The sequence below is a fragment of the Alistipes sp. DJF_B185 genome (assembly GCF_964250025.1).
Classification (GTDB): domain Bacteria; phylum Bacteroidota; class Bacteroidia; order Bacteroidales; family Rikenellaceae; genus Alistipes; species Alistipes finegoldii.
The window spans coordinates 220,109-242,484 of the sequence record NZ_CAXUDY010000005.1 but is presented as its reverse complement, the minus strand read 5'-3'; the positions used below and the strand labels follow the sequence as shown (position 1 = coordinate 242,484).

Below are 22,376 nucleotides of genomic sequence, written 5' to 3'. Positions count from 1 at the left end.
TACGATGAAAGAGGATGCCGCCCGTTTGGACGAGGTCATCATCCTCGGTTACGGCTCGCAGCGCCGCGCCGACGTGACGGCGGCCGTGTCGCAGATCGACGGCAAGGAACTTCAGAAGATGCCGATGTCCAATATCTCGCAGGGACTGGCCGGCCGTCTGCCGGGGCTTATCTCCGTGCAGAATTCCGGACAGCCCGGTCAGGACCAAGCCAGCATGACCATTCGCGGCGCGAAGTCGGGTATTCTCTATATCGTCGACGGCGTGCAGCGTTCGATCAATGACATCGACCCCAACGATGTGGAGTCGGTATCGCTGCTGAAGGACGGCGCCGCCGTAGCGGTTTACGGTCTCGAAGCAGCCGGCGGTGTGATGATCGTAACGACCAAGAAGGGCAGACAGGGTGCGATGAATCTGACTTACAAGGGGTCCTACGGTGCGTCGTTCAATACCTCGTATCCCGAATTCCTCGACGGTCCGGGTTATGCTTACTGGTACAACAAGGCGCTCGAACTCGACGGTCAGGAGCCGATCTTCACGGCCAAGCATGTACAGATGATGCGCGAAGGCACGAACGGCTGGGGCAACACCAACTGGATCGACGAAATTTTCGGAACCGGTACGATTCAGCAGCACAGCGTCACTTCGACGGGCGGCAGCGACCGGATCAGTTATTTCGCTTCGCTGGGCTATATGAATCAGACCGGTAATGTCAAGAATTTCGATTACGACCGCTACAACCTGCGTACGAATATCGAAGCCAAGATTGCCAAGAGTTTGACCTTTACGTTTGGAGTGGCAGGTCAGATAGGAGATCGGAAGGAACCCGGATTCCCTGCCGGAGGAACTTCCGGCACCAGCGTTTCGACGGCCCCGTGGCTCTCGATTGCCGAGCAGGCCGCCTATGCGCATCCTTATCTGCCGAAGACCTATGACGGACTTCCGACCGCGAGCCAGAATAATTACGGGAATACGATCAATCCGATTGCCGCTACCGAACTGTCGGGCTATTCGAAATCACAGACCGTAGCCGTACAGACCAACGCTGCCCTGCAATGGGATCTTCCGTGGGTAAAGGGTCTCAGCCTGAAGGTTATGGGTGCGTACGACCGCAGCTCTACGACATCCAAAATCCTGAGTACGCCTTACTTCCTCATGCTGGCCAGCACGCCGAATTCGACCAGTCAGGATATCACTTATTCCAAGGCGTCGGATCCGCGCAACAATGCGAACGTCACGACCGGCAAGAAAACCAATAACCTGACCGAAGGATTCTCGCAGTGGCGCCGAATTACCTCTCAGGCCAGCATCAGCTATAAAAATACCTTTGCGGAGAAACACAAAGTCGATCTGTTGGCGCTGATCGAAACCCGCGATTACAAGACCAATAAATTCTCGGCTTCGGGTAAGGACATTCCGTTCCCGCAACTGCCCGAACTGGACCAAGCGACGACTCCGGCAGATAAGCCGATAGGCGGTTCCAGCGACGCTTCGCGTAAGGTCGGACTGGTTTTCCGCGGACAGTACAATTATGCCGATAAATATCTGTTCGAATTCTCCGGACGTTATGACGGGTCTTATAAGTTTATCGGCAACGTTTCGGGACGCCGCTGGGGATTCTTCCCTTCGGTATCGCTCGGATGGCGCATGTCGGAGGAGAACTTCTTCGCTCCCCTGCGCAACGCGGTCGACAACTTCAAACTCCGTGCATCGTTCGGTTCCTTGGGCGACGACTCCGGCTCGGCGGCCTATGCTTTCCTGAGCACGTTCTCCAATGTCAGTACGGCACCGAGCGTCGTTCTCGGCGGCGTGGGGCAGAACGGTATCATGACGTCGCTGGTTGCGAACGAACTTCTGACTTGGGAGCGTAATTATTCCTACAACGTAGGTTTCGATCTGGCGATGTGGAGCGGAAAACTCGGAGTGGAGTTCGATGCTTTCTACAACTATATTTTCGATATTCTGGGATCGAACACCGGAAAACCCGCTTCGATGGGCGGCTATTACCCCACTTACATAAATAACAATGCGCAGGATGTAAAGGGTATCGACGTCAAACTGACTCATCGTAATCACATCGGCAAAGATTTCCAGTATGGCGTGACCGTCAATATGACTTGGGCGAAAGATCGCTGGCTCCGTTATCAGGACAGCCCCAATACGCCCGATTACGCCAAGCGCACCGGCAAGAGCCGCTACATGACGATGGGCTTTATGACCGACGGCCTGTTCCAGAGCGAAGAGGAGATCGACAATTCGCCGTGGATCTCCGGCTCGCGTCCCCGTGTGGGCGATATCAAATACAAGGATCTCAACGGCGACGGCGCCATTACGTACGATCAGGACCGCGCCTATCTCGGCCGCGGCCAGCGTCCGCAGTTCAACGGCAGTGTCAATCTCAATGCTTCGTGGAAAGGACTTGAATTCGATATTCTGTTTGTCGGGGCTGCCGTTTGCGACGTTTCGCTGACGGGTACTTATTACAACTGGAATGAGGACAATACGATTTTCACCCGTCCGTTCAAGGCCGGCGCCAACTCGCCGCGTTATCTCGTAGAAAAGGCATGGACGCCCGAAAATCCCAATGCGGAGTATCCCCGTCTGTCGCTCAATCCGCCTAACACGAACAACTCCTATGCTTCGTCGTTCTGGTACCGCGACGGAAAGTATCTGCGTCTGAAATCGGTTCATCTGGGCTATACGCTGCCCAAAAACTGGACCAACAAACTGCGCATCCAGAAGGTGAAGGTTTATATCGAGGGCAATAACCTCTGCACATGGTCGGGTCTGCCCGAAGGCGTCGATCCCGAATGGCCGGGCGTGACCAACGGTTACTATCCGCAGCAGCGTACGGTTGTGGGCGGTCTCGAAGTTTCGTTCTAACCGACAAAATTCAAAATCATGAAAAAGAAAATCATAAATATCGTTTTGCTGGCTGCTACGGTCGCCATGACGGGCTGTAACGATTGGCTCGACATGAGTCCGACCAACAAGGTGTCGGAAAAGATCGTATGGAGCGACGTCAATTATGTGACTCAGTATGTCAATGGGTTTTATCCCTACATCTCCCGGTACGGGGCGTTTGAGACCGGCGACAGTCAGGTCGGCCTGACGGACGGCTTGACCGAGACGCTCAAGTTCGGATCCGCCACGCCGGGCACGAACGTGGGGTTTGCCAATATCATCGCTTTCGCCGAGGGCGGACTGGCCGCATCGACGGCCGCTTTCCATTTCGGAGCATGGGATGATACCTACACTCGTATCCGTCGCGTCAACGAGTTCCTTTACGGACTGAAAAAATACGGAAGCAATTTCGACGGCGACACTTACAAGCGTTTCGAGGCAGAGGCCCGGTTCTTCCGCGGATTCCTCTATTTCCAGTTGCTGAAGCGCACTCCGGAGGTGATTCTCTATAACGAGGATTTGCTGGCGATTACCGAGAATAAGGCCCTCTCGACCGAGGAGGAGGGGTGGAATATGGTCGAAGGCGACCTTTCCTATGCCGCCAAGACCCTTCCGGCCAAATGGGACTACGAAGCGGGGCGCATTACTTCCGGTGCCGCGTATGCGATGCTGTCGCGCGCGATGCTCTATGCCAAACGCTGGCAGTCGGCCAAAACCGCGGCCGAAGAGGTATTCAAACTCGGTTATGTGCTGATGCCGGGCAAAACGGCCGCCGATTACGCCAAGGCGTTTACCTCGATGCGCGACGGTAATACGGAGTCGATTCTGGAATACAACTATCTGGTCGGCGGCCCGAACCATAGCTGGGACAAGCTCTTTATGCCGGGCGGCGACAATACGACCATGGGCGGACGGGCCACTCCGACGCAGGAGATGGTCGAGTCGTACGAACTGGCGACGACGGGCGGTTATCCCGACTGGACACCGTGGCACAATACGACGACCGGTACGACCGATACGCCGCCTTATGCCCAATTGGAACCCCGTTTCCATGCTTCCGTGCTTTACAACGGGTGCGAATGGAAAGGCCGTGCTCTCGAACCTTATGTGAGCGGTAAAGACGGCTATGCCGTTTACGACGACGGTTCGGCGCTCAACGGCCGTACGACCACGGGTTATTATCTGCGCAAAATGCTGAACGAAGGTTATACCGACTATTCGAAAGCCTGTACGCAGCCTTGGATCGCCATTCGTCTGGCCGAAGTCATTCTGAATCACGCCGAGGCGTGCTACATGCTGGGCGCCGACGGTGCGAACGACGACCTGCGCCAGATTCGGGAGCGCGTAGGCCTGCCTTACTCCAATAAGTCCGGCGAGGCGCTGATGGCGGCGATCCGGCAGGAGCGGAAGATCGAACTTTACTGCGAAGGACATCATTATTGGGACATGCGCCGCTGGAAACTCGCGCATACGGCTTATTCCGGTCAGAACAGCCGCGTACACGGTCTCAAAATCGAAAAGCAGGGTGCCGAGTTTATTTATACCTACGTCGACTGCGACCGTAAGGACCGCCTTTTCGAAGAGAAGCTTTACCGTATTCCGCTGCCTGAAACCGAGCTGAGCAACAATTCGGCCGTCAAGCAATTCCCTGAGTGGTTATAATCTCTAAAAGAAACCGAAACCATGAAAAATAGCATTAAATTATTTGCATTGGCGGCTCTGCTCGGCTTAGGCGGCTGCCATGAGCCGGATGAGCTGACCCCGTCGGTCGTGGATCAGGGGCTGAACACCATCTCGGCGCAGTTCGCTACCGGGGAATATAAAAACGACCCGCTGGCAAAATTCACCGCGGCGGTGACCGAGGGACAGGAGCGTATCGTGATCGATGTTCCTTACTATTATCCCGAAAATTCGTCGAATACCACTTCGATTACCCAGATGCGCGTCACGGCTAATCTGGATGACAACTGTTTCATCACGCCGATGCTTGGGGTATTGGATCTGACGAAGGAAAACTGGTTTACGCTGACGCGTGTCGACGGTTCGAAGCGCAATTTCTGCGTGACGGGCAATATCAAGAAATCGGATAAATGCGAGATCATCTCTTTCGCCACCGACGAACCGGCTATTCAGGGTGTGATCGATAACGACCGTAACACGATTTCACTCATTACGGTCGATGACCTTTCGTCGGTGACGGCGCAGGTGATTCTTTCTCCCCACGCCACGATCTCGCCCGATCCCGCCGTTGCGGCCAATTACGAGGGCGAGGGCGTGAAATTTACGGTTACGGCGCATGACGGCGTGACCAAGCGGGTTTATTCCGTGAGCAAGGAGATTCCGCCCAAGATCAAATACGGTTGGCGTGCGGGCAGCGAGACGGAGGTTTGGCAGAACGTATCGCTCGACAAACTCGGAATCGTCAATGCCGGCGGTAAGATCTATTCGCTGGCGGCGTCGGGCAACAAGCTCGTGCTTTCGACCGGTGCGGACAAGTTCCTGTTCAACCGCGCGACAGGTGATTTCTTGGGTACACACGACATGAAGGGCGTAGCGGCCGACGGCGGTATGACCTCGGACGACGCGGGCAACATCCTCTATGCGAACTTGGCTAATCCCAATGCCGAATTCAAGGTTTATGCGGCGGCATCGACGGATGAAATGCCTGCCGAGCTGCTCTCCTATACGAACGCTACGGGCGCTTCGATGGGCAAGCACATTTCGGTGCAGGGCAACGTGAAGGGCGATGCGATCGTTACGGCCGTGATCTATACGTGGAACGGTGCCGTTTGCAAGTTCCTCCGCTGGGTGATTACCGGAGGCGTGCCGGCCAAGCCGCAGATGATCTCGGTTACGGGGGCGACCGCCGGCTGGAACGGCAACGGCCACGCCGACGTGGAGGCTTATTCGGCCAATCCCGACGATCCTTACTTCCTTGCCTACTACAGTGCCAATGCGCTGTATCGTGTCGATGCGACGGGCGCTGTAACCCACAAGATCGCCACTGCGACATGGGGCGCCAACTCCAACTACAACTGTGTGGATGTATGTACGTTCAATAACGCCAAATATGCGGCGATTTATGAGGGCGCGCATTTCACCTACGGAGAGTTCAAGGCCTACATGTTCGATGTGACGACGCCCGATCAGATGACGGGTGCGTGCGACACGTCGCCGTCGAAGGTCTTCGTATCGAACGAATACAAGCCTGCCGGGGCGGTGGTCAATGCGGCCGGCGACGTGCTGATGACGGCATCGGCCGACGGATACAAGATGAATCTCTACTATACGGACGCCAATACCAATGCGCTGGTCGCTTGGGAGTTCGACTGTATCGACAAGTAACACCCCTTTTGCCTGCATCCCTCTGACCGGGGATGCAGGTCCTAAAACAAACATAATTTTGAAGATGAAAAAGAATGTTAAATGGTTTGCGGCGGCTCTGGTGGCGCTGACGCTGGGATACGGGGCTGTTTCGTGCGGCTCGGATTCGAAGGAGCCCGAATGGGAGTGGCCCGATCCCGACCCGGATCCCGATCCGCAACCGGGAGTGGAGAAACCCCGCTTCATCTGGGTCGATGCCGCGGCCAACTTCCCCGATTTCGCCAACAGCAAGGAGAATATACTGCGCGATCTGACCAAGGCCAAGGAGGCCGGATTCACCGATATCGTGGTCGATGTGCGGCCTACTACCGGCGACGTGCTTTTCCGTACGTCGGTGGTCGATCAGGTGGAATGGCTCGGCGCATGGCTGCCGGGCGGATATTCCAAGGTCGAACGCACGGCCACGTGGGACTACCTGCAGGCGTTTATCGACGCCGGAAAGTCGCTCGACCTGCGCATTCACGCCGCGATCAATACCTTTACGGGCGGCAACCAGACCTTGCTGGGCGGCGCCGGAGTCGTTTTCCGGGATGAGGCCAAGCGGGCGTGGACGACCGATCTGAATCTGGCGGGCGGCATCACGAACATCATGTCAACCTCGCAGTCCGCCAAGTTCTTCAATCCGGTATTGCCCGAAGTGCAGGAGTATCTCTGTTCGATGCTCAGGGACCTCGCGGCCTATGACGGACTGGCGGGAATCTTCCTCGACAGGGGGCGCTTCGACGGATTTACCAGCGATTTCTCGAATTATACGCGCAAGGAGTTCGAGAAGTATATCGGCCAGTCGGTTGCCGGTTTCCCCGCCGACATTCTGCCTGCCGGCCATACTTCGGGCATACCCTCGCCGGTGCCCGTGCATATGAAGCAGTGGCTCGAATTCCGGGCGAAGGTGATCCACGACTTTATGGAGAAGGCGCGCGCCGCCGTCAAGTCGGTCAATCCGTCGGTCAAGTTCGGCGTATACGTCGGAGGCTGGTATGCCAGCTATTACGACGTGGGTGTCAACTGGGCCAGTCCCAATTACGACACCTCGTCCAAATTCTCGTGGGCTACCAAGAAATACATGAACTACGGCTATGCCGACCTGATGGACCAGATGCTCATCGGCGCCTACGCCTCCCCGACGCGCGTTTACGGCACGACCGAATGGACCATGCAGGGATTCTGCCTGCTGGCCAAAGAGCGTACGATGGGAGCCTGCCCGATGGTGGCCGGCGGTCCCGACGTGGGAAACTGGGATGCCGACGACAAGGTGCCGCAGGAGGAGGAGAACCGGGCCATCACCGCTTCGGTCGCCGCCTGCATCAACGCCTGCGACGGTTATTTCCTGTTCGATATGATTCACCTGAAAAAAGCCGATCAGTGGTCTTATGTCAAGACCGGTATCGACGGCGTAATTAAAAAAGACTGATTATGAAACGCATCGTCATATTGTTTCTGGCCGCCCTTTTCGCGGCGTCCGGCGCTTCGGCGCAAAAATTCCATAACGCCTACTACGATACCCGCCGTGCGGCCCACGACGAAGAGGGACTGCAGCAGGGGGCGATCGTCTTCCTCGGCAACAGCATCACCGAACAGGGGTGGTGGAGCCTGCTGCTCAAACGCGGCGACGTCGAGAACCGCGGCATCGGCGGCGACAACACCTTCGGTATGATCGACCGTCTGCCCGACATCCTGAAAAGCAAGCCCCGCAAAATCTTCCTGATGGCGGGTATCAACGACCTGACGGGCGGGCAGCCCGTCGATACGATCGTGATGAACATTACCCGCATGGCGGACATGGTGCACGACGCCGTTCCCGGCTGCCGGCTCTATATCCAAAGCGTGCTGCCGGTCAATACCCGGCGGCTGGCCTATCCCGGACTCAAGGGGCACAATCCGCAGGTGCGGGCGCTCAATGCGCGGCTGGTGCGGTTGTGCGACGCCAAGCCGTGGTGTACGTTCGTCGATCTGGCGCCGCTGCTTTCCGACGCCGACGGCGAGCTGCGCATCGACCTGACGAAGGACGGAATCCACCTCCATCCCGCGGGATATGTGATCTGGACCGATTACCTCAAGAAACAGAAATACCTGAAATAACGTAACGTGCAGATGGAAAAACGAGCTAATACGGTCGATTTGCTGCGGGGACTGGCTATCGTGGGAATGGTGCTGTCGGGGCAGATCCTGTGGCACGCCGAACTTCCTGCGTGGCTGTTTCATGCGCAGGTGCCGCCGCCGTCGTTCCGCTTCGACCCGTCGGTGCCGGGAATTACGTGGGTCGATCTGGTCTTCCCGTTTTTCCTCTTTTCGATGGGGGCCGCTTTCCCGCTGGCCCTGCGCCGGCGGCTGGAACAGCGGGGCGAATCGGTGGCGCTGATCCTGACGGTCGTGGCGCGCAGGTGGGCGTTGCTGGCGCTTTTCGCCATCGCGCTCGCCAACCTGCGTTCCGGAGTGACGGGAACGCTGCCGGGATGGGGTTCCTCGCTGCTGCAACTGGCGGGCTGGGGCTGTTTCTGTGCGCTTTTCATGCGCTTCAGCCGGCTTTCGGACCGGCAGAACCGCATGGTCTGTCTGGCCGGCGTCGCCGGCATCGCCGCCCTGCTGGCGGCCGCCCGGTGGATCTGGGGACTGCCCGTCTCGGCGGAGCGGAGCGACGTCATCATTCTGATCCTTGCGAATATGGCGCTGTTCGGCAGTCTGGTGTGGCTCTATACGCGGAACAATCTGCTGGCGCGGTTGGGTGTGCTGGCGCTGCTGGCGGCACTGCGTCTGGGCTGCGGCGTCGAAGGTTCGTGGAACGAGGCGTTGTGGGACTGGTCGCCTGCGCCGTGGCTTTTCCGCTTCGACTACCTGAAATACCTTTGTATCATCATTCCCGGCACGATTGCGGGAGACCGTATCTACGAATGGATGACGCAGAGCGGCGAAGATGCGCCGGGGGCGTCCCGGCGGCGGGAGGTCTGGATACTCGTTCTGCTCGTGACGCTGATATGCCTGAATATGTGGGGGCTTTTCGCGCGGCAGCTGGTCGTGAATCTCGCGGCGGGCGTCCTGATCTGTCTCCTGCTCCGCCGTCTGTTGCGCGGGGACGGCTCCGCGACCGGAAGACTGCACCGTTCGCTTTTCGGCTGGGGCTTTTGCTGGCTGATGCTGGGACTGGCGCTGGAGGCGTTCGAAGGGGGCATCAAGAAGGATTACGCGACGTTCAGCTATTTTTTCGTCACCTCCGGGCTGGCTTCGTTTGTCCTGATCGCCGCCGGAATCGCGATGCGGCGGCTGAATGTGCGTTTCTCGGCGCTGGTCAAATGCGGGCAGAATCCGATGGTAGCCTATACGGCGGCCGGATTCCTCATCATGCCCCTGCTGACGCTGCTGCATCTGGCGCCTTATTTACAGACCTTTGCCGAGCTATGCCCGTGGATGGGCGTGGTGCGGGGCGTGCTGGTCACGGCCGCGGTCATGGCCGTTACGGTCTTTTTTACGAACCGCAGGCTTTTTTGGAGAACCTGATTTGAAATTTAAATAAATGAGTTATGCGAATAAAAGGAACTTTTCTCGACGAAATCAGTCATGATATTCCCCATCAGAACTGGGGCGAAGCCGAATGGGACCGCGACTTCGGCTACATGCGCGAAGCCGGCATCGACACCGTGATCCTGATCCGCTGCGGCTACCGCCGCTGGCAGACTTTTCCCTCGCGGGTGCTCACGGCCGAGGAGGGGTGTTACGAACCGCCCGTCGATCTGGTCGATATGTTCCTGCGCCTGAGCGACAAGTGGGGCATGAACTTCTGGTTCGGGCTCTACGATTCGGGCAAGTACTGGGACCGCGGCGAATACGAACAGGAGGTTGCGCTGAACAAACGCGTGATCGACGAGGTGTGGAGCCGTTACGGACATTACAAATCCTTTGCGGGCTGGTATATTTCGCAGGAATGCAGCCGCAATACCGGCAAGATCGTCGATCTGTATGCGAGTCTGGGACGCTATTGCAAGGAGGTTTCCGGCGGTCTGCCGACCATGATTTCCCCTTATATCGACGGCAGCAAGAACGTCAGCCAATACAATGCTTCGACTTCGAAGCAGAACGTCGTGACGCTCGAAAGCCATGAACGCGAGTGGGACGCCATCTTCGCCGGAATCAAGGGCGCCGTGGATATCGTCGCCTTTCAGGACGGCCATGTGGAGTACGACGAGCTGGTCGATTTTCTGAAAGTCAACAAGAAACTGGCCGACCGTTACGGGCTGGAGTGCTGGACCAATTCCGAGACCTTCGACCGCGACATGCCGATCAAGTTCCTGCCGATCAAATGGGAGAAACTGCGGCTCAAGATGGGGCTGGCGGCTCAGGCCGGTTACCAGAACGCCATTACGTTCGAGTTCTCGCACTTCATGAGTCCGCAGTCGGCCTATCTGCAGGCGGGGCACCTGTACAACCGCTATATGGAGTATCTGAAAACCTTGGAATAGAGACCGATGAACGGACATTACCCTAAACCGGGCGGTTTGGCGGCGGCGCTGGCCGTGCTGATCGCAGTCGTGCTGGCGGCCTGCTCCCCGAAGGGTGCGGCGGGCGGCGACGCGGCCTGCGGCCTGTCGGACGACGATTTCAGAACCGAAGGCATTCTCCAAGCGATTCCCGTTCGTGTGACGTTCCTCGACGAGGTGAGCTGGGACATTCCCCACCAGAACTGGGGCGTCAAGGAGTGGGACGCCGATTTCCGGGCGATGAAAAACATGGGGATCAACACCGTGGTGCTGATCCGCGCCGGGCTGGGACGGTGGATCGCCGCGCCGTTCGAGTGTCTGCTCGAAAGCGAGGAGGTGTACTATCCCCCGGTCGATCTGGTGGAGATGTTCCTTACGCTGGCCGACAAATACGGTATGGCGTTCTATTTCGGCATGTACGATTCGGGCAAATACTGGCAGGAGGGCCTCTTCCAGCGCGAGATAGACCTGAACCTGAAACTGATCGACGAGGTGTGGGCCAGATACGGCCACCACGAGTCGTTTCAGGGGTGGTATCTCTCGCAGGAGATCAGCCGCCGGACCAAGAACATGTCGCGCATCTATGCGGAAGTGGGCCGCCATGCCAAGGCGGTTTCGGGCGGTCTGAAAACGATGATCTCACCCTACATCCACGGCGTCAAGACCGATCAGGTGATGGCGGGCGACAAGGCCCTTTCGGTCGAAGAGCACCGCCGCGAGTGGAACGAGATACTGGGCAATGTCGCCGGAGCGGTGGACATCCTCGCGTTTCAGGACGGGCAGGTCGATTACCACGAGCTGTACGACTATCTGGTGGTGAACAAGGCGCTGGCCGACAAGTACGGCATGGAGTGCTGGACCAACATCGAGTCGTTCGACCGCGACATGCCGATCCGCTTCCTGCCGATCAAGTGGGAGAAGCTGCTGCTGAAGCTGGACGCCGCACGGCGGGCCGGGATGCGGAACGTCATCACGTTCGAATTCTCGCACTTCATGAGTCCCAATTCGGCCTATCCGCAGGCGGGACATCTTTACGATCGCTACTGCGATTATTTTAAAATCGACAACCCTTACCGGAAACGGTAAATATACTCCATGAAACGGCGCGGCAACATATCTTACATGCTTTTTCTTGCGGTCACGGCGGCCGTGGGCGGACTCCTGTTCGGGTACGACACTGCCGTGATTTCCGGCACCGTCGAGCTGGTGACGGCCCGCTTCGGGCTGGACAGCCTGCAGCAGGGGTGGTATGTGGGGTGCGCGCTGGCCGGCTCGATCGCCGGCGTACTCTGTGCGGGCGTGCTGAGCGACCGGCTGGGGCGCAGGCGGACGATGCTCGTCTCTGCCGTGCTGTTCACGGTGTCGGCCGCGGGGTGCGCCCTTTGCGCCGATTTCACGCAGCTGGTCGTCTACCGGATCGTGGGCGGGCTGGGCATCGGCGTCGTTTCGGTCGTCTCGCCGCTTTACATCTCCGAGGTGTCGGCGGCGCGCCGTAGGGGCATGCTGGTGTCGTTTTACCAGCTGGCCGTCACGATGGGATTTCTGGCGGCCTATACGGTCAATTACCTGCTGCTCCGCATGGGACAGACCGCCGGTTTCGAAACGGCGTGGATGCGGCGGATCTTCGTCGATGAAGTGTGGCGGGGCATGCTGGGGGCCGAAACCCTTCCGGCGCTGGTTTTCTTCGTCATCATCTTCTTTATTCCCGAAAGTCCGCGCTGGCTGGCGCTGCGCGGACGGACGGACCGCGCTCTGCAGATACTCGGCCGTATCAACGGTGACCGGACGGAAGCCGCCGCGGAGCTTGCGGCCATCGAAACGGCCGTCGGCGGCAGGCAGGCCCCGCAGTGGCGGCTCCTGCTGTCGAAAGGCATCCGAACGGCGGTGCTTGTCGGTGCGGCGATCGCCATTCTCGGACAGTTCATGGGTGTCAATGCCGTGCTTTACTACGGGCCGTCGATTTTCGAGCGGGCCGGATGGTCGGGCAGCGACTCGCTGTTCGCCCAGATACTGGTCGGAGCGGTCAATATGCTTACGACGGTGCTGGCGCTGGCGATCATCGACCGCGTAGGGCGCAAGAAGCTGGTTTACTGGGGCGTGTCGGGCATGGGGCTGTCGCTGCTGCTTATCGGGACCTGTTTCCTGACCGGTGAGCGGTCGGGGATGCCGGACGGCGTACTGCAGGCGGCGTTCCTGTGCTATATTTTCTGCTGCGCCATCTCCGTTTGCACCGTGGTATGGGTGCTTTTGTCGGAGATGTATCCGATTCGCGTGCGCGGCGCGGCGATGTCGATTGCGGGGTTCTCGCTTTGGGCGGGGACCTATCTGGTCGGGCAGCTTACGCCGTGGATGCTCGCGAATCTGACGCCGGCGGGGACCTTTTTCCTCTTCGCCGCGATGTGCGTGCCCTATATGCTGCTGATATGGAAGGCGGTGCCGGAAACGTCGGGCCGCACGCTCGAAGAGATCGAACGATACTGGACAAGATAACAATATAAAATCAGATAAGATTATGGACTTCAAAAGATTAGCGGAACAGTACAAAACCGAGTTGCTGGATGGCGTACTGCCTTTCTGGCTCGAAAAATCGCAAGATAGGGAATTCGGCGGCTATTTTACGTGTCTCGATCGTGACGGCAGCGTCTACGATACCGACAAATTCATCTGGCTGCAGGGGCGCGAAGTGTGGATGTTCGCCATGCTCTATAACAAGGTGGAGCGTCGTCCCGAATGGCTCGAATGCGCCGTGCAGGGGGCTGAGTTCCTGCGCAAATACGGCCACGACGGCAACTACAACTGGTATTTTGCGCTGACGCGTGAAGGCCGCCCGCTGGTGCAGCCCTATAATATTTTCTCCTATACGTTCGCGGCGATGGCCTTTGCGCAGGTCGCCGTTGCGACGGGCAGCGACGAGTATGCCCTGATCGCAAAGCGGACTTTCGACCGGATTCTGGAGAAACGCGCCAATCCCAAGGGCGAGTGGTGCAAGGCCTATCCCGGAACGCGTTCGCTCAAGAGTTTCGCCCTGCCGATGATCCTCTGCAACATGGCGCTGGAGATCGAGCCGATGATCGACAAACAACTGTTGGCCGACACCATCGGGGAGTGCCTGCACGAAGTGATGGAGGTGTTTTACCGGGAAGAGCTGGGGCTGATCGTCGAGAACGTCACGGAGGACGGACGGCTTTCCGATACGTTCGAAGGCCGTCAGATGAATCCCGGACATTCGCTCGAAGCGATGTGGTTCATCATGAACCTCGGCGTGCGTCTCGACGACCGTGCGCTGATCGACAAAGCGGTGAAAATCGCGCTCAATACCGCCGAATACGGCTGGGACAAGGAGTACGGCGGCATTTTCTATTTTCTGGACCGCAAGGGCGCGCCCCGCGTGGAGCTGGAATGGGACCAGAAGCTCTGGTGGGTGCATATCGAATCGACGATCGCGATGATCAAGGGCTATCAGCTGACCGGATCGAAGGAGTGTCTGGAGTGGTTCGGGAAACTGCACGAATATACGTGGGCGCATTTCAAGGACACGGAGCATCCCGAATGGTTCGGTTACCTGAACCGCCGCGGCGAGGTGCTGCTGCCGCTCAAGGGCGGGAAATGGAAGGGATGTTTCCATGTGCCGCGCGGGCTGTTCCAATGCTGGCAGATTCTCGAACAATGCAAATAGAACTAAAATACGGAACGATGAAAAGATATTTACTGACAATTCTGTTGTCGTTGTGGTGCGCCTGCGCATGGGCCGCGGGCAGCGTCACGGTCAAGGGGCGCGTCCTTTGCGGCGGCCGGGGCGTGGAAGGCGTCTGGGTCTCCGACGGCGAAGAGTTCGCGTGCACCGACAAAAGAGGAAATTACAGACTGCAGGCCGGCGCCGACAACCGCTTCGTCTTCGTTTGCGTGCCTGCGGGCTACGACGCTCCGGTGGAAAAGGGCGTGGTGCGCTATTTCCACCCGCTGCCCGCCGACGGCAAATCCTGCGATTTTACGCTGCTCCGCCGTGCGGGCGACGATTTGCGTTACGGGTTCATCGCCATTGCCGATCCGCAGATATGGGCGCCGAAGGAGTTTGCGAAACTCGCGGCGGCGGCCGACGACATCGCCGCCACGGTCCGCAGTTACGGCGGCATGCCTTTCCACGGCATCTGCTGCGGCGACATCGTGTCGCACGACCATTCGCTTTACGGCCGGTACAACGAAGTGATGGAGCGTACGGGAATCACGTTCCGCAACGCGATGGGCAACCACGACATGAAGGTCTACGGACGCTCTTACGAAACCTCCTTCTCGAAGTTCGAGCAGATGTACGGTCCGGTCTACTATTCGTTCGACGTCGGACGCATCCACTATGTGGTGCTCGACGACAACTTCTTCATCGGGCGCGACTATTTTTACATCGGCTATCTCGAAGAGCGGCAGATGCGCTGGCTCGAAAAGGACCTTGCCCGCGTGCAGCCCGGTTCGACGGTGGTCGTCTGCCTGCATATCCCTTCGACCTGCGAGGAGCAGGACCGCAAGCAGTTCCGCTACGACCGCGCCGGATCGACGATGACCAACCACAGGGGGCTTTACGAAATTCTGAAACCCTACCGGGCGCATATCATTTCGGGCCATACCCATACGACCTTCAACCAGCCGATCGCGCCCGGCCTCTACGAGCATGTGACACCCGCCCTGAGCGGCGCATGGTGGCAGGGTCCGCTCTGCACCGACGGTACGCCCGCCGGGTACGGCGTCTATGAGGTGAACGGCGACCGGATCGACTGGTATTACAAATCGACGGGTTATCCGGCCGACTACCAGATGAAAATTTACAGCGGTCGCGAATATCCCCAGTTCGAAGGGTACGCCGTGGCCAACGTCTGGGCCAGCGACCCGGCGTGGGAAGTCCAGTTTACGATCGACGGCGTGCCGTGCGGTCCCGCCGAGCGGTTTCAGGCTTACGATCCCGCCGCGAAACAGATGTACTCCGACACCAGTCAGATGGACCACAAATGGATTTACCCTTCGATTTCGGACCACTATTACCGCGTCGCGCTGCCCGAAGGGGCGAAGCGCGTCGAGGTGTCGGCTACAGACCGCTTCGGGCGGATCAGCCGGGCCGCAGCCGATTTGAAATAAATGACCGAATATGAGATTTACCGGACTGAAATATTTGCAGCTGCTGGCGTGCTTGGGGCTGTTTGCGTGCGGTTCCGCCGAGCGTTACGACGTGGTGATCGTCGGCGGGGGAGCGAGCGGAACGGCGGCCGGACTGCAGGCGGCCCGCATGGGGGCGCGAACCTTGATCGTCGAGGAGTTCGACTGGCTCGGCGGCATGCTCACCTCGGCGGGCGTGAGCGCCACCGACGGCAATTACCGCCTGCGCGGCGGCATCTGGGATGAGTTCCGGACGGAGCTGGCCCGGCATTACGGCTGCGATTCGGCCCTGATAACGGGGTGGGTCAGCAACGTGATGTTCGAACCTTCGGTGGGCGACAGTATTTTCAAACGGCTCGTCGCCCGCGAACCGAACCTCACCGTGTGGTACCGTTCGGCGGCCGAGACGGCCGAACGCGGGAAGGATGTATGGCGGCTGGGTGTCCGGCGTGACGGCCGGCTCCGGCAGGTCGAAGCCGGCGTGCTCGTCGATGCGACGGAGCTGGGCGACGTCGCCCGGATGGCGGGCGTCCCCTATGACGTCGGCATGGATTCGTCAGCCGTCACGCACGAGGATATCGCCCCGGCCGAAGCCAACGGCATCGTGCAGGACCTGACCTACGTCGCCGTACTGAAGGATTACGGCCGCGACGTCACGATTCCGCGGCCCGACGGGTACGATCCGTCGCTTTTCGCCTGCTGCTGCGTGAACGACCTCTGCATCGCTCCGAAGGAACCGCATCGCATGTGGTCCCGCGAGATGATGATTACCTACGGAAAACTGCCCGACGGCAAATACATGATCAACTGGCCGATCGAGGGCAACGATTACTACGTGGACATGATCGACATGACGCCCGAAGAGCGGGCCGACGCCGTCCGCAGGGCCAAGAATCATACGCTGTCATTCGTCTATTTCCTCCAGCATGAGCTGGGATTCAATACGTTGGGGTTGGCCGACGACGAGTTCCCTACGGAGGACCGGCTGCCGTTCATTCCCTATCACCGCGAATCGCGGCGCATTCACGGGGTCGTGCGGTTTACGCTCAACGACATTACCGACCCCTACGCAGGAACGCTTTATCGTACGGCGGTCGGCGTGGGCGATTATCCGGTCGATCAGCACCATACCCGCTATTCGGGCTGGGACGACCTGCCCGACCTCTATTTCCATCCCATCCCCTCGTACGGTTTTCCGCTGGGCATCGTGATCCCCGCAGGATTTCCGGGGTTGCTCGTAGCCGAAAAATCGGTCTCGGTAACCAACCTCGTCAACGGCTCCACGCGCCTGCAACCCGTCGTGTTGCAGATCGGGCAGGCAACGGGAGCCTTGGCGGCGTTGGCCGCGGCGGCGGGCGTCGATCCGTCCGAAGTCGCGGTGCGCAGGGTGCAGGAGGCGGTGCTCGATGCGGGCGGCTACCTGCTGCCGTACCTCGACCTGCCGGCCGACGATCCGCGCTTCGGGGCGATGCAGCGGATCGGCGTGACCGGAATCCTCAAGGGGCGCGGAGCCAACGTCGGCTGGGAGAACCAGACTTGGTTCGACGCCGATCGGACGATCGCGGAATCCGAACTGCGCGAAGGGCTGCGCGAAGTCTATCCGTCGGTCCGGCCCTCCGTTCTGGAAACGCCGGTCGACGGGGCGCTCCTGACGGCGATGCTGGCCGAAGCGCTCGGCAAGCCGGCCGGGGATGTTGCGGCGCGGACGGAGCGTGCCGCCGCCGGACTGCTGTCCGGTTACGATCCGGCGCGTCCGCTCACGCGGCTCGAATGCGCGCTGCTGATCGACGCGGTGGCCGATCCTTTCCATGCGGACGAAGTCGATATTTACGGAAACTACAAACGAAAATAGCTTTTAATTTTTCATGAAAAAACTGCTGACTGTATGCCTGCTGGCCTTTGCCGCGGCAGGTGCGACCGGCTGCCGGAGTGCCGCCGAGGGGGTGAAACCCAAACTGATGTGGCTCGACTGTTCGGCCAACTGGGTGCGCTTCAGTTACCCCGATTCGATCCGTTATTATGTGAACAAGTGCCGGGAGGCCGGCATGACGGCGCTGGTGCTCGACGTCAAGGGCACTTCGAGCGAAGTGGTATATCCCAGCGAACATGCGCCCCAAGTCCGGGAGTGGAAAGGGTTTGCCCGCCCCGATTTCGATTTCGTGGGTACTTTCGTCGAAGCTGCGCACGATGCCGGACTGGAGATTTACGGTTCGTTCAACACTTTTGCCGAAGGCAACGGCGTATTCCGCCGCGGACTGATCTACGACGGGCATCCCGAATGGCAGGCCGTGAACTATATTCCCGGCAGGGGATTGGTCCCCCAGCTGGAGATTCCGGAGAAGAAGGTGCTGTTCGCCAATCCCGCGCTCCCGGCCGTTCAGGATCACGAAATCGCCATTTTCAAGGAGGTGGCGCAGAAGTACGATTTCGACGGTCTGCTGCTTGACCGCGGCCGTTATGACAATATCCAGTCCGACTTCTCGGATTTCTCGCGCGGGAAATTCGAGGCTTATATCGGGAAAAAGCTGGAGCGGTTCCCGGAGGATATCTATACGTGGGAGGAGGACGGCGACGGCGGCTGGAAACGCATCGACGGCCCTTATTTCAAGCAGTGGATCGAGTGGCGCGCGTCGGTGATCTACGACTTCTTCAAACGCACCAAAGAGGAGCTGAAAGCCGTGAAGCCCGGCCTGAAGTTCGGCGCTTATACGGGTGCGTGGTACCCCTCCTATTTCGAAGTGGGCGTCAATTGGGCCAGCAATACGTACGATCCTTCGCAGGATTTCGCATGGGCCACGCCCGATTATAAGAATTACGGATATGCCGAACTGCTGGACATCTTCACCAACGGCAATTATTACTGGAACGTGACCGTCGACGAGTACCGTCGCAGCAACGGCCTGCATAAGAACGAGACCGACAGCGAAATGTCGAAGGGCGACCACCTCAGCGTCGAGGGCGGGTGCCGCTATTCGCGCCGTCTGCTGGGCGGCAGACCCTTCTTCGGCGGGATGTACGTCGAGGACTACAAACGCGATACGACCCAGTTCAAGCGGGCCGTGGAGATGAATCTCCGCGAATCGGACGGACTGATGGTGTTCGACATCGTGCATATCATCAACCGCGACTGGTGGGGACCGCTGCAGCGGGCTGTCAGCGCCTATGAAGCGGAGGCGAAGCAATGAGCAGACGGCTGATTTTTGCAGCGCTGGCGCTGTTGTGCGCCGGCGCCGTTTCCGCCCAGAAGCGGACGGAGGCGCCCGCCGCGTCGTCCGAAGTGCGCTATGTCGGACGTACGCAGACGAAGGGCGGCGACGTGAGTTTCGACTGGAGCGGAACCAGCTTCGAGTGCCGTTTTACGGGCGGTTCGCTGGCCATGCGCGTTTCGGATACGAAAAAGAACTACTACAACCTGACCGTCGACGGCCGCGACGCCGGCGTCGTTACGACGTTCGGGACGGATTCGGTCGTGGTGCTGGCCGAGAAGCTGGGCCGCGGCGAACATACCGTGCGGATGCAGAAGCGCACCGAGGGCGAGCAGGGGCGTACGACGATCCATGCCTTCCTGCTCGACAGGGGAGGACGTCTGCTGCCAGCCTTGCCCGCGCCCGGACGGCATATCGAATTTATCGGCAACTCGCTGACCTGCGGTTACGGGACCGAGGGGCTTTCGAAGGACGAGCCGTTCAAACCCCAGACCGAGAACTGCAACAAGGCGTACGCCTGCATCATCGCCCGTTATTTCGGCGCCGACTATACGCTGATCGCCCATTCGGGACGCGGCGCGGCGCGCAATTACGGCGATAAGAACACCACTTCGCAGAATACGATGGCCGACCGCATCGCCAATACGTTCGACGAGGCGGCGGAACCGGCGTGGGACTTCGCGGCGTCGCCGTATCGGCCCGATCTGGTCGTCATCAATCTGGGATCGAACGACTTCTCGACCCTGCCGCATCCTTCGCGCGATGAGTTTGCGGCCGCCTACACCCGCATCCTGCAGACTCTGCGCGGCGCCTACGGCGACGAAATGCCGATCCTCTGCGTGGCGCCGCGCGTCAGCGAACCGGCCTTCACCTATATCCGCGACCTGTGTCAGTCCGCCGTCGTGCCGAACCTCCATTTCGCGGCTATCCTGCCCGGCTACTGCAACGACGGAAGCGAGCTCGGATCGTCGGCCCATCCCAATTACGCCGGCCAGCGCAAGATGGCGATGCTGCTGATCCCCTACGTTTCGACGCTGACGGGATGGGAGGCGGAGATCAAACCGGTCGAATAGGCGTTTGGCCGTATCGCGGCTTTTTGCTACTTTTGTCCCCCGGTTAGGAACGGAGTAGCGAATTATGGAATCTCACAAGAACAAATTGCCCTCGGCATGGGTGTCGGCGCTGCCGCTCGCAGTGCTGACACTCCTTTTATATGTGGTCATCCGCTGTTTCGGGGGCGATGCGATAAACGGCGGAAGCCAGATCGCGCTGCTCTCGGCCACGTCGGTCTGCGTGATGCTCTCGATCGGCATCTACCGCTGCAAGTGGTCGGTGCTTGAGGATGCGATCATCGACAACATACGCGCCTCGGCGTCGGCCATCATCATCCTGCTGCTGATCGGCGCCATCGCCGGATCGTGGATGGTGAGCGGCGTGGTGCCGACGATGATCTATTACGGGCTGAAAATCCTGCACCCCTCGTTTTTTCTCGTCGCCTCGTGCGTCATCTGCGCCGGCGTGTCGCTGATGACCGGCAGCTCGTGGACGACGATCGCCACGATCGGCGTGGCGCTGATGGGTATCGGGCAGGCGATGGGCTTTCCCGAAGGGTGGATTGCGGGCGCGATCATTTCGGGGGCCTATTTCGGCGACAAGATTTCGCTGCTCTCCGATACGACGGTGCTCGCTTCGTCCACCGTCGGCGTGCCGATCTTCACGCATATCCGCTACATGCTTTACACGACCGTTCCGTCGTTCGTCGTCGCGCTGGCGGTCTTCGTCGTCGCGGGACTGACGCTGAGCCATACCGGCGGCGCGCATGCCGAACTTTACGCCGATTCGCTGCGCGGCGCTTTCCGCATTACGCCGTGGCTGCTGCTGGTGCCCGTGGCGACGGGCGTGCTGATCGTGCGGAAACTTCCGGCCATCGTGACGCTTTTCTGCGCCGCGGTCTTCGCCTGCGTCGCCATGCTGCTGGCGCAGCCCGAACTGGTGGCGAAGGTGGCCGGAGTCGAAGGACTGAACTTCATGTCGGGATTCAAAGGCGTGCTGATGAGCTGTTTCGGGCCTACGGCGCTGGAGACCGGAAGCCCGCAGCTCGACGAACTGGTGGCCACGCGCGGCATGGCCGGCATGCTCAATACCGTATGGCTCATCATCTGCGCCATGTGCTTCGGCGGCGTGATGACCGGCAGTGGCATGCTGGGGGCGCTGACGGCCGTTTTTCTGAAATTCGTCCGCCGCACCTTTTCGGCCGTGGCTTCGACGGTCGGGGCCGGAATCTTCTTCAACCTCTGCACGGCCGACCAGTATATCTCGATCATCCTTTCGGGCCGTCTGTTCCGGGAACTCTATGCCGAACGGGGGCTGGAATCCCGTCTGCTGAGCCGCTCGGTCGAGGACTCGGCGACGGTCTGTTCGGTGCTCGTGCCGTGGAACTCGTGCGGCATGACGCAGGCCACGGTGCTGGGCGTCTCGACGTTCGTCTACATGCCTTACTGCATCTTCAATATCGTCAGTCCGCTGATGTCGCTGTGCGTGGCGGCTCTCGGCTGGAAAATCAAAAAGGCCGCATCTTCTGCCGGCCGCAGACAATGATTATGGAAACGACTGTAAATACCGATCTGGTCATTTTCGACCTCGACGGCACGCTGCTCGACACGATCGGCGATCTGGCCGTCGCCTGTAACGCCGTTCTGGCCCTGCGCGGCCTTCCGCAGCACTCCTACGAGGAGTACTGCCATTTCGTCGGCAACGGCATCATGCGGCTCGTGGAGCGCGCCCTGCCCGAAGAGCTTCGCACGCCCTATACCGTTGCGGCCGTGCGCGCCGATTTCGTGAAATACTATACCGAGCATATCGATGCCTATACCAAGCCTTACGACGGGATTCCGGAGCTGGTCGCGGGGCTTGTGCGGCGCGGCGTGCGTATCGCCGTGGCGTCGAACAAATTTCAGGCGGGAACCGAGAAACTCGTCCGGCTGTTTTTCCCCGACGTTCCTTTCGCCGCGGTCTTCGGCCAGCGCGAAGGGGTGCCTCTGAAGCCGGATCCGGCCGTGGTGGAGGAGATTCTCTCGCTGACGGGCGCGGCGAAGGAGCGGGTGCTCTACGTCGGCGATTCGGGCGTGGACATGCAGACCGCCGCGGCTGCGGGCGTACGCTCGGTGGGCGTCACGTGGGGATTTCGGGATCGGGAAGAGCTTGTCGAATCCGGAGCCGCTCATATCGTCGATAAACCTGCGGAAATCCTCGATCTGCTGTAATCGGGCAGTT

Annotated in this window: 16 protein-coding genes; all 16 read left to right on the top strand. The window is 59.5% G+C overall.

Features of this window, described 5'->3' with window-relative positions; all coding sequences use genetic code 11:
• Positions 1 to 4: 4 nt before the first annotated feature.
• Positions 5 to 2,881, top strand: a complete 2,877-nt coding sequence (locus tag ACESTR_RS08900) for a SusC/RagA family TonB-linked outer membrane protein (RefSeq protein ID WP_373179127.1) — start codon at positions 5 to 7, stop codon at positions 2,879 to 2,881.
• An 18-nt stretch (positions 2,882 to 2,899) separates the two neighbouring features.
• Positions 2,900 to 4,564 carry a RagB/SusD family nutrient uptake outer membrane protein gene (locus ACESTR_RS08895; protein ID WP_373179125.1) on the top strand — a complete coding sequence of 555 codons (1,665 nt, stop codon included), beginning with the start codon at positions 2,900 to 2,902 and terminating at the stop codon, positions 4,562 to 4,564.
• A gap of 21 nt (positions 4,565 to 4,585) precedes the next feature.
• Entirely contained in the window at positions 4,586 to 6,247 is a 1,662-nt protein-coding gene (locus ACESTR_RS08890) for a DUF5018 domain-containing protein (protein ID WP_009596496.1), read from the top strand.
• A gap of 64 nt (positions 6,248 to 6,311) precedes the next feature.
• Positions 6,312 to 7,697, top strand: coding sequence for an alpha amylase family protein (locus ACESTR_RS08885; protein ID WP_014775729.1), 1,386 nt, complete (start codon positions 6,312 to 6,314; stop codon positions 7,695 to 7,697).
• Positions 7,698 to 7,699: 2 nt separating this feature from the next.
• A complete protein-coding gene (locus tag ACESTR_RS08880; RefSeq protein ID WP_227042410.1) occupies positions 7,700 to 8,365 on the top strand; it encodes a GDSL-type esterase/lipase family protein in 666 nt (221 codons plus the stop codon).
• A gap of 12 nt (positions 8,366 to 8,377) precedes the next feature.
• Positions 8,378 to 9,778, top strand: a complete 1,401-nt coding sequence (locus tag ACESTR_RS08875; protein WP_302575019.1) for a DUF5009 domain-containing protein — start codon at positions 8,378 to 8,380, stop codon at positions 9,776 to 9,778.
• Positions 9,779 to 9,801: 23 nt separating this feature from the next.
• Positions 9,802 to 10,737: a DUF4434 domain-containing protein gene (locus ACESTR_RS08870; RefSeq protein ID WP_227042408.1), complete on the top strand. Its 936-nt coding sequence runs from the start codon at positions 9,802 to 9,804 to the stop codon at positions 10,735 to 10,737.
• Positions 10,738 to 10,743: 6 nt separating this feature from the next.
• Positions 10,744 to 11,841, top strand: coding sequence for a DUF4434 domain-containing protein (locus ACESTR_RS08865; protein WP_227042407.1), 1,098 nt, complete (start codon positions 10,744 to 10,746; stop codon positions 11,839 to 11,841).
• A 9-nt stretch (positions 11,842 to 11,850) separates the two neighbouring features.
• Positions 11,851 to 13,245 carry a sugar porter family MFS transporter gene (locus ACESTR_RS08860; protein WP_279183257.1) on the top strand — a complete coding sequence of 465 codons (1,395 nt, stop codon included), beginning with the start codon at positions 11,851 to 11,853 and terminating at the stop codon, positions 13,243 to 13,245.
• A gap of 22 nt (positions 13,246 to 13,267) precedes the next feature.
• On the top strand, positions 13,268 to 14,431 hold the full coding sequence (locus tag ACESTR_RS08855; protein WP_009596356.1) for an AGE family epimerase/isomerase: 1,164 nt from the start codon (positions 13,268 to 13,270) through the stop codon (positions 14,429 to 14,431).
• Between the two features lie 17 nt (positions 14,432 to 14,448).
• Positions 14,449 to 15,879, top strand: coding sequence for a calcineurin-like phosphoesterase family protein (locus tag ACESTR_RS08850; RefSeq protein ID WP_282196773.1), 1,431 nt, complete (start codon positions 14,449 to 14,451; stop codon positions 15,877 to 15,879).
• A 10-nt stretch (positions 15,880 to 15,889) separates the two neighbouring features.
• A complete protein-coding gene (locus ACESTR_RS08845) occupies positions 15,890 to 17,749 on the top strand; it encodes an FAD-dependent oxidoreductase (RefSeq protein ID WP_009596380.1) in 1,860 nt (619 codons plus the stop codon).
• Positions 17,750 to 17,762: 13 nt separating this feature from the next.
• Positions 17,763 to 19,082 (top strand): alpha amylase family protein, encoded by a 1,320-nt coding sequence (locus ACESTR_RS08840; protein ID WP_022043580.1) that lies wholly within the window; start codon positions 17,763 to 17,765, stop codon positions 19,080 to 19,082.
• A complete protein-coding gene (locus tag ACESTR_RS08835) occupies positions 19,079 to 20,176 on the top strand; it encodes an SGNH/GDSL hydrolase family protein (protein ID WP_302268598.1) in 1,098 nt (365 codons plus the stop codon). The genes ACESTR_RS08840 and ACESTR_RS08835 overlap by 4 nt, the downstream gene beginning before the upstream one ends.
• Positions 20,177 to 20,240: 64 nt before the next feature.
• A complete protein-coding gene (locus ACESTR_RS08830; RefSeq protein WP_130062474.1) occupies positions 20,241 to 21,701 on the top strand; it encodes a Na+/H+ antiporter NhaC family protein in 1,461 nt (486 codons plus the stop codon).
• Positions 21,698 to 22,366 carry an HAD family hydrolase gene (locus tag ACESTR_RS08825; RefSeq protein WP_022043583.1) on the top strand — a complete coding sequence of 223 codons (669 nt, stop codon included), beginning with the start codon at positions 21,698 to 21,700 and terminating at the stop codon, positions 22,364 to 22,366. Before ACESTR_RS08830 ends, ACESTR_RS08825 begins: the two co-directional genes overlap by 4 nt.
• Positions 22,367 to 22,376: the final 10 nt, after the last annotated feature.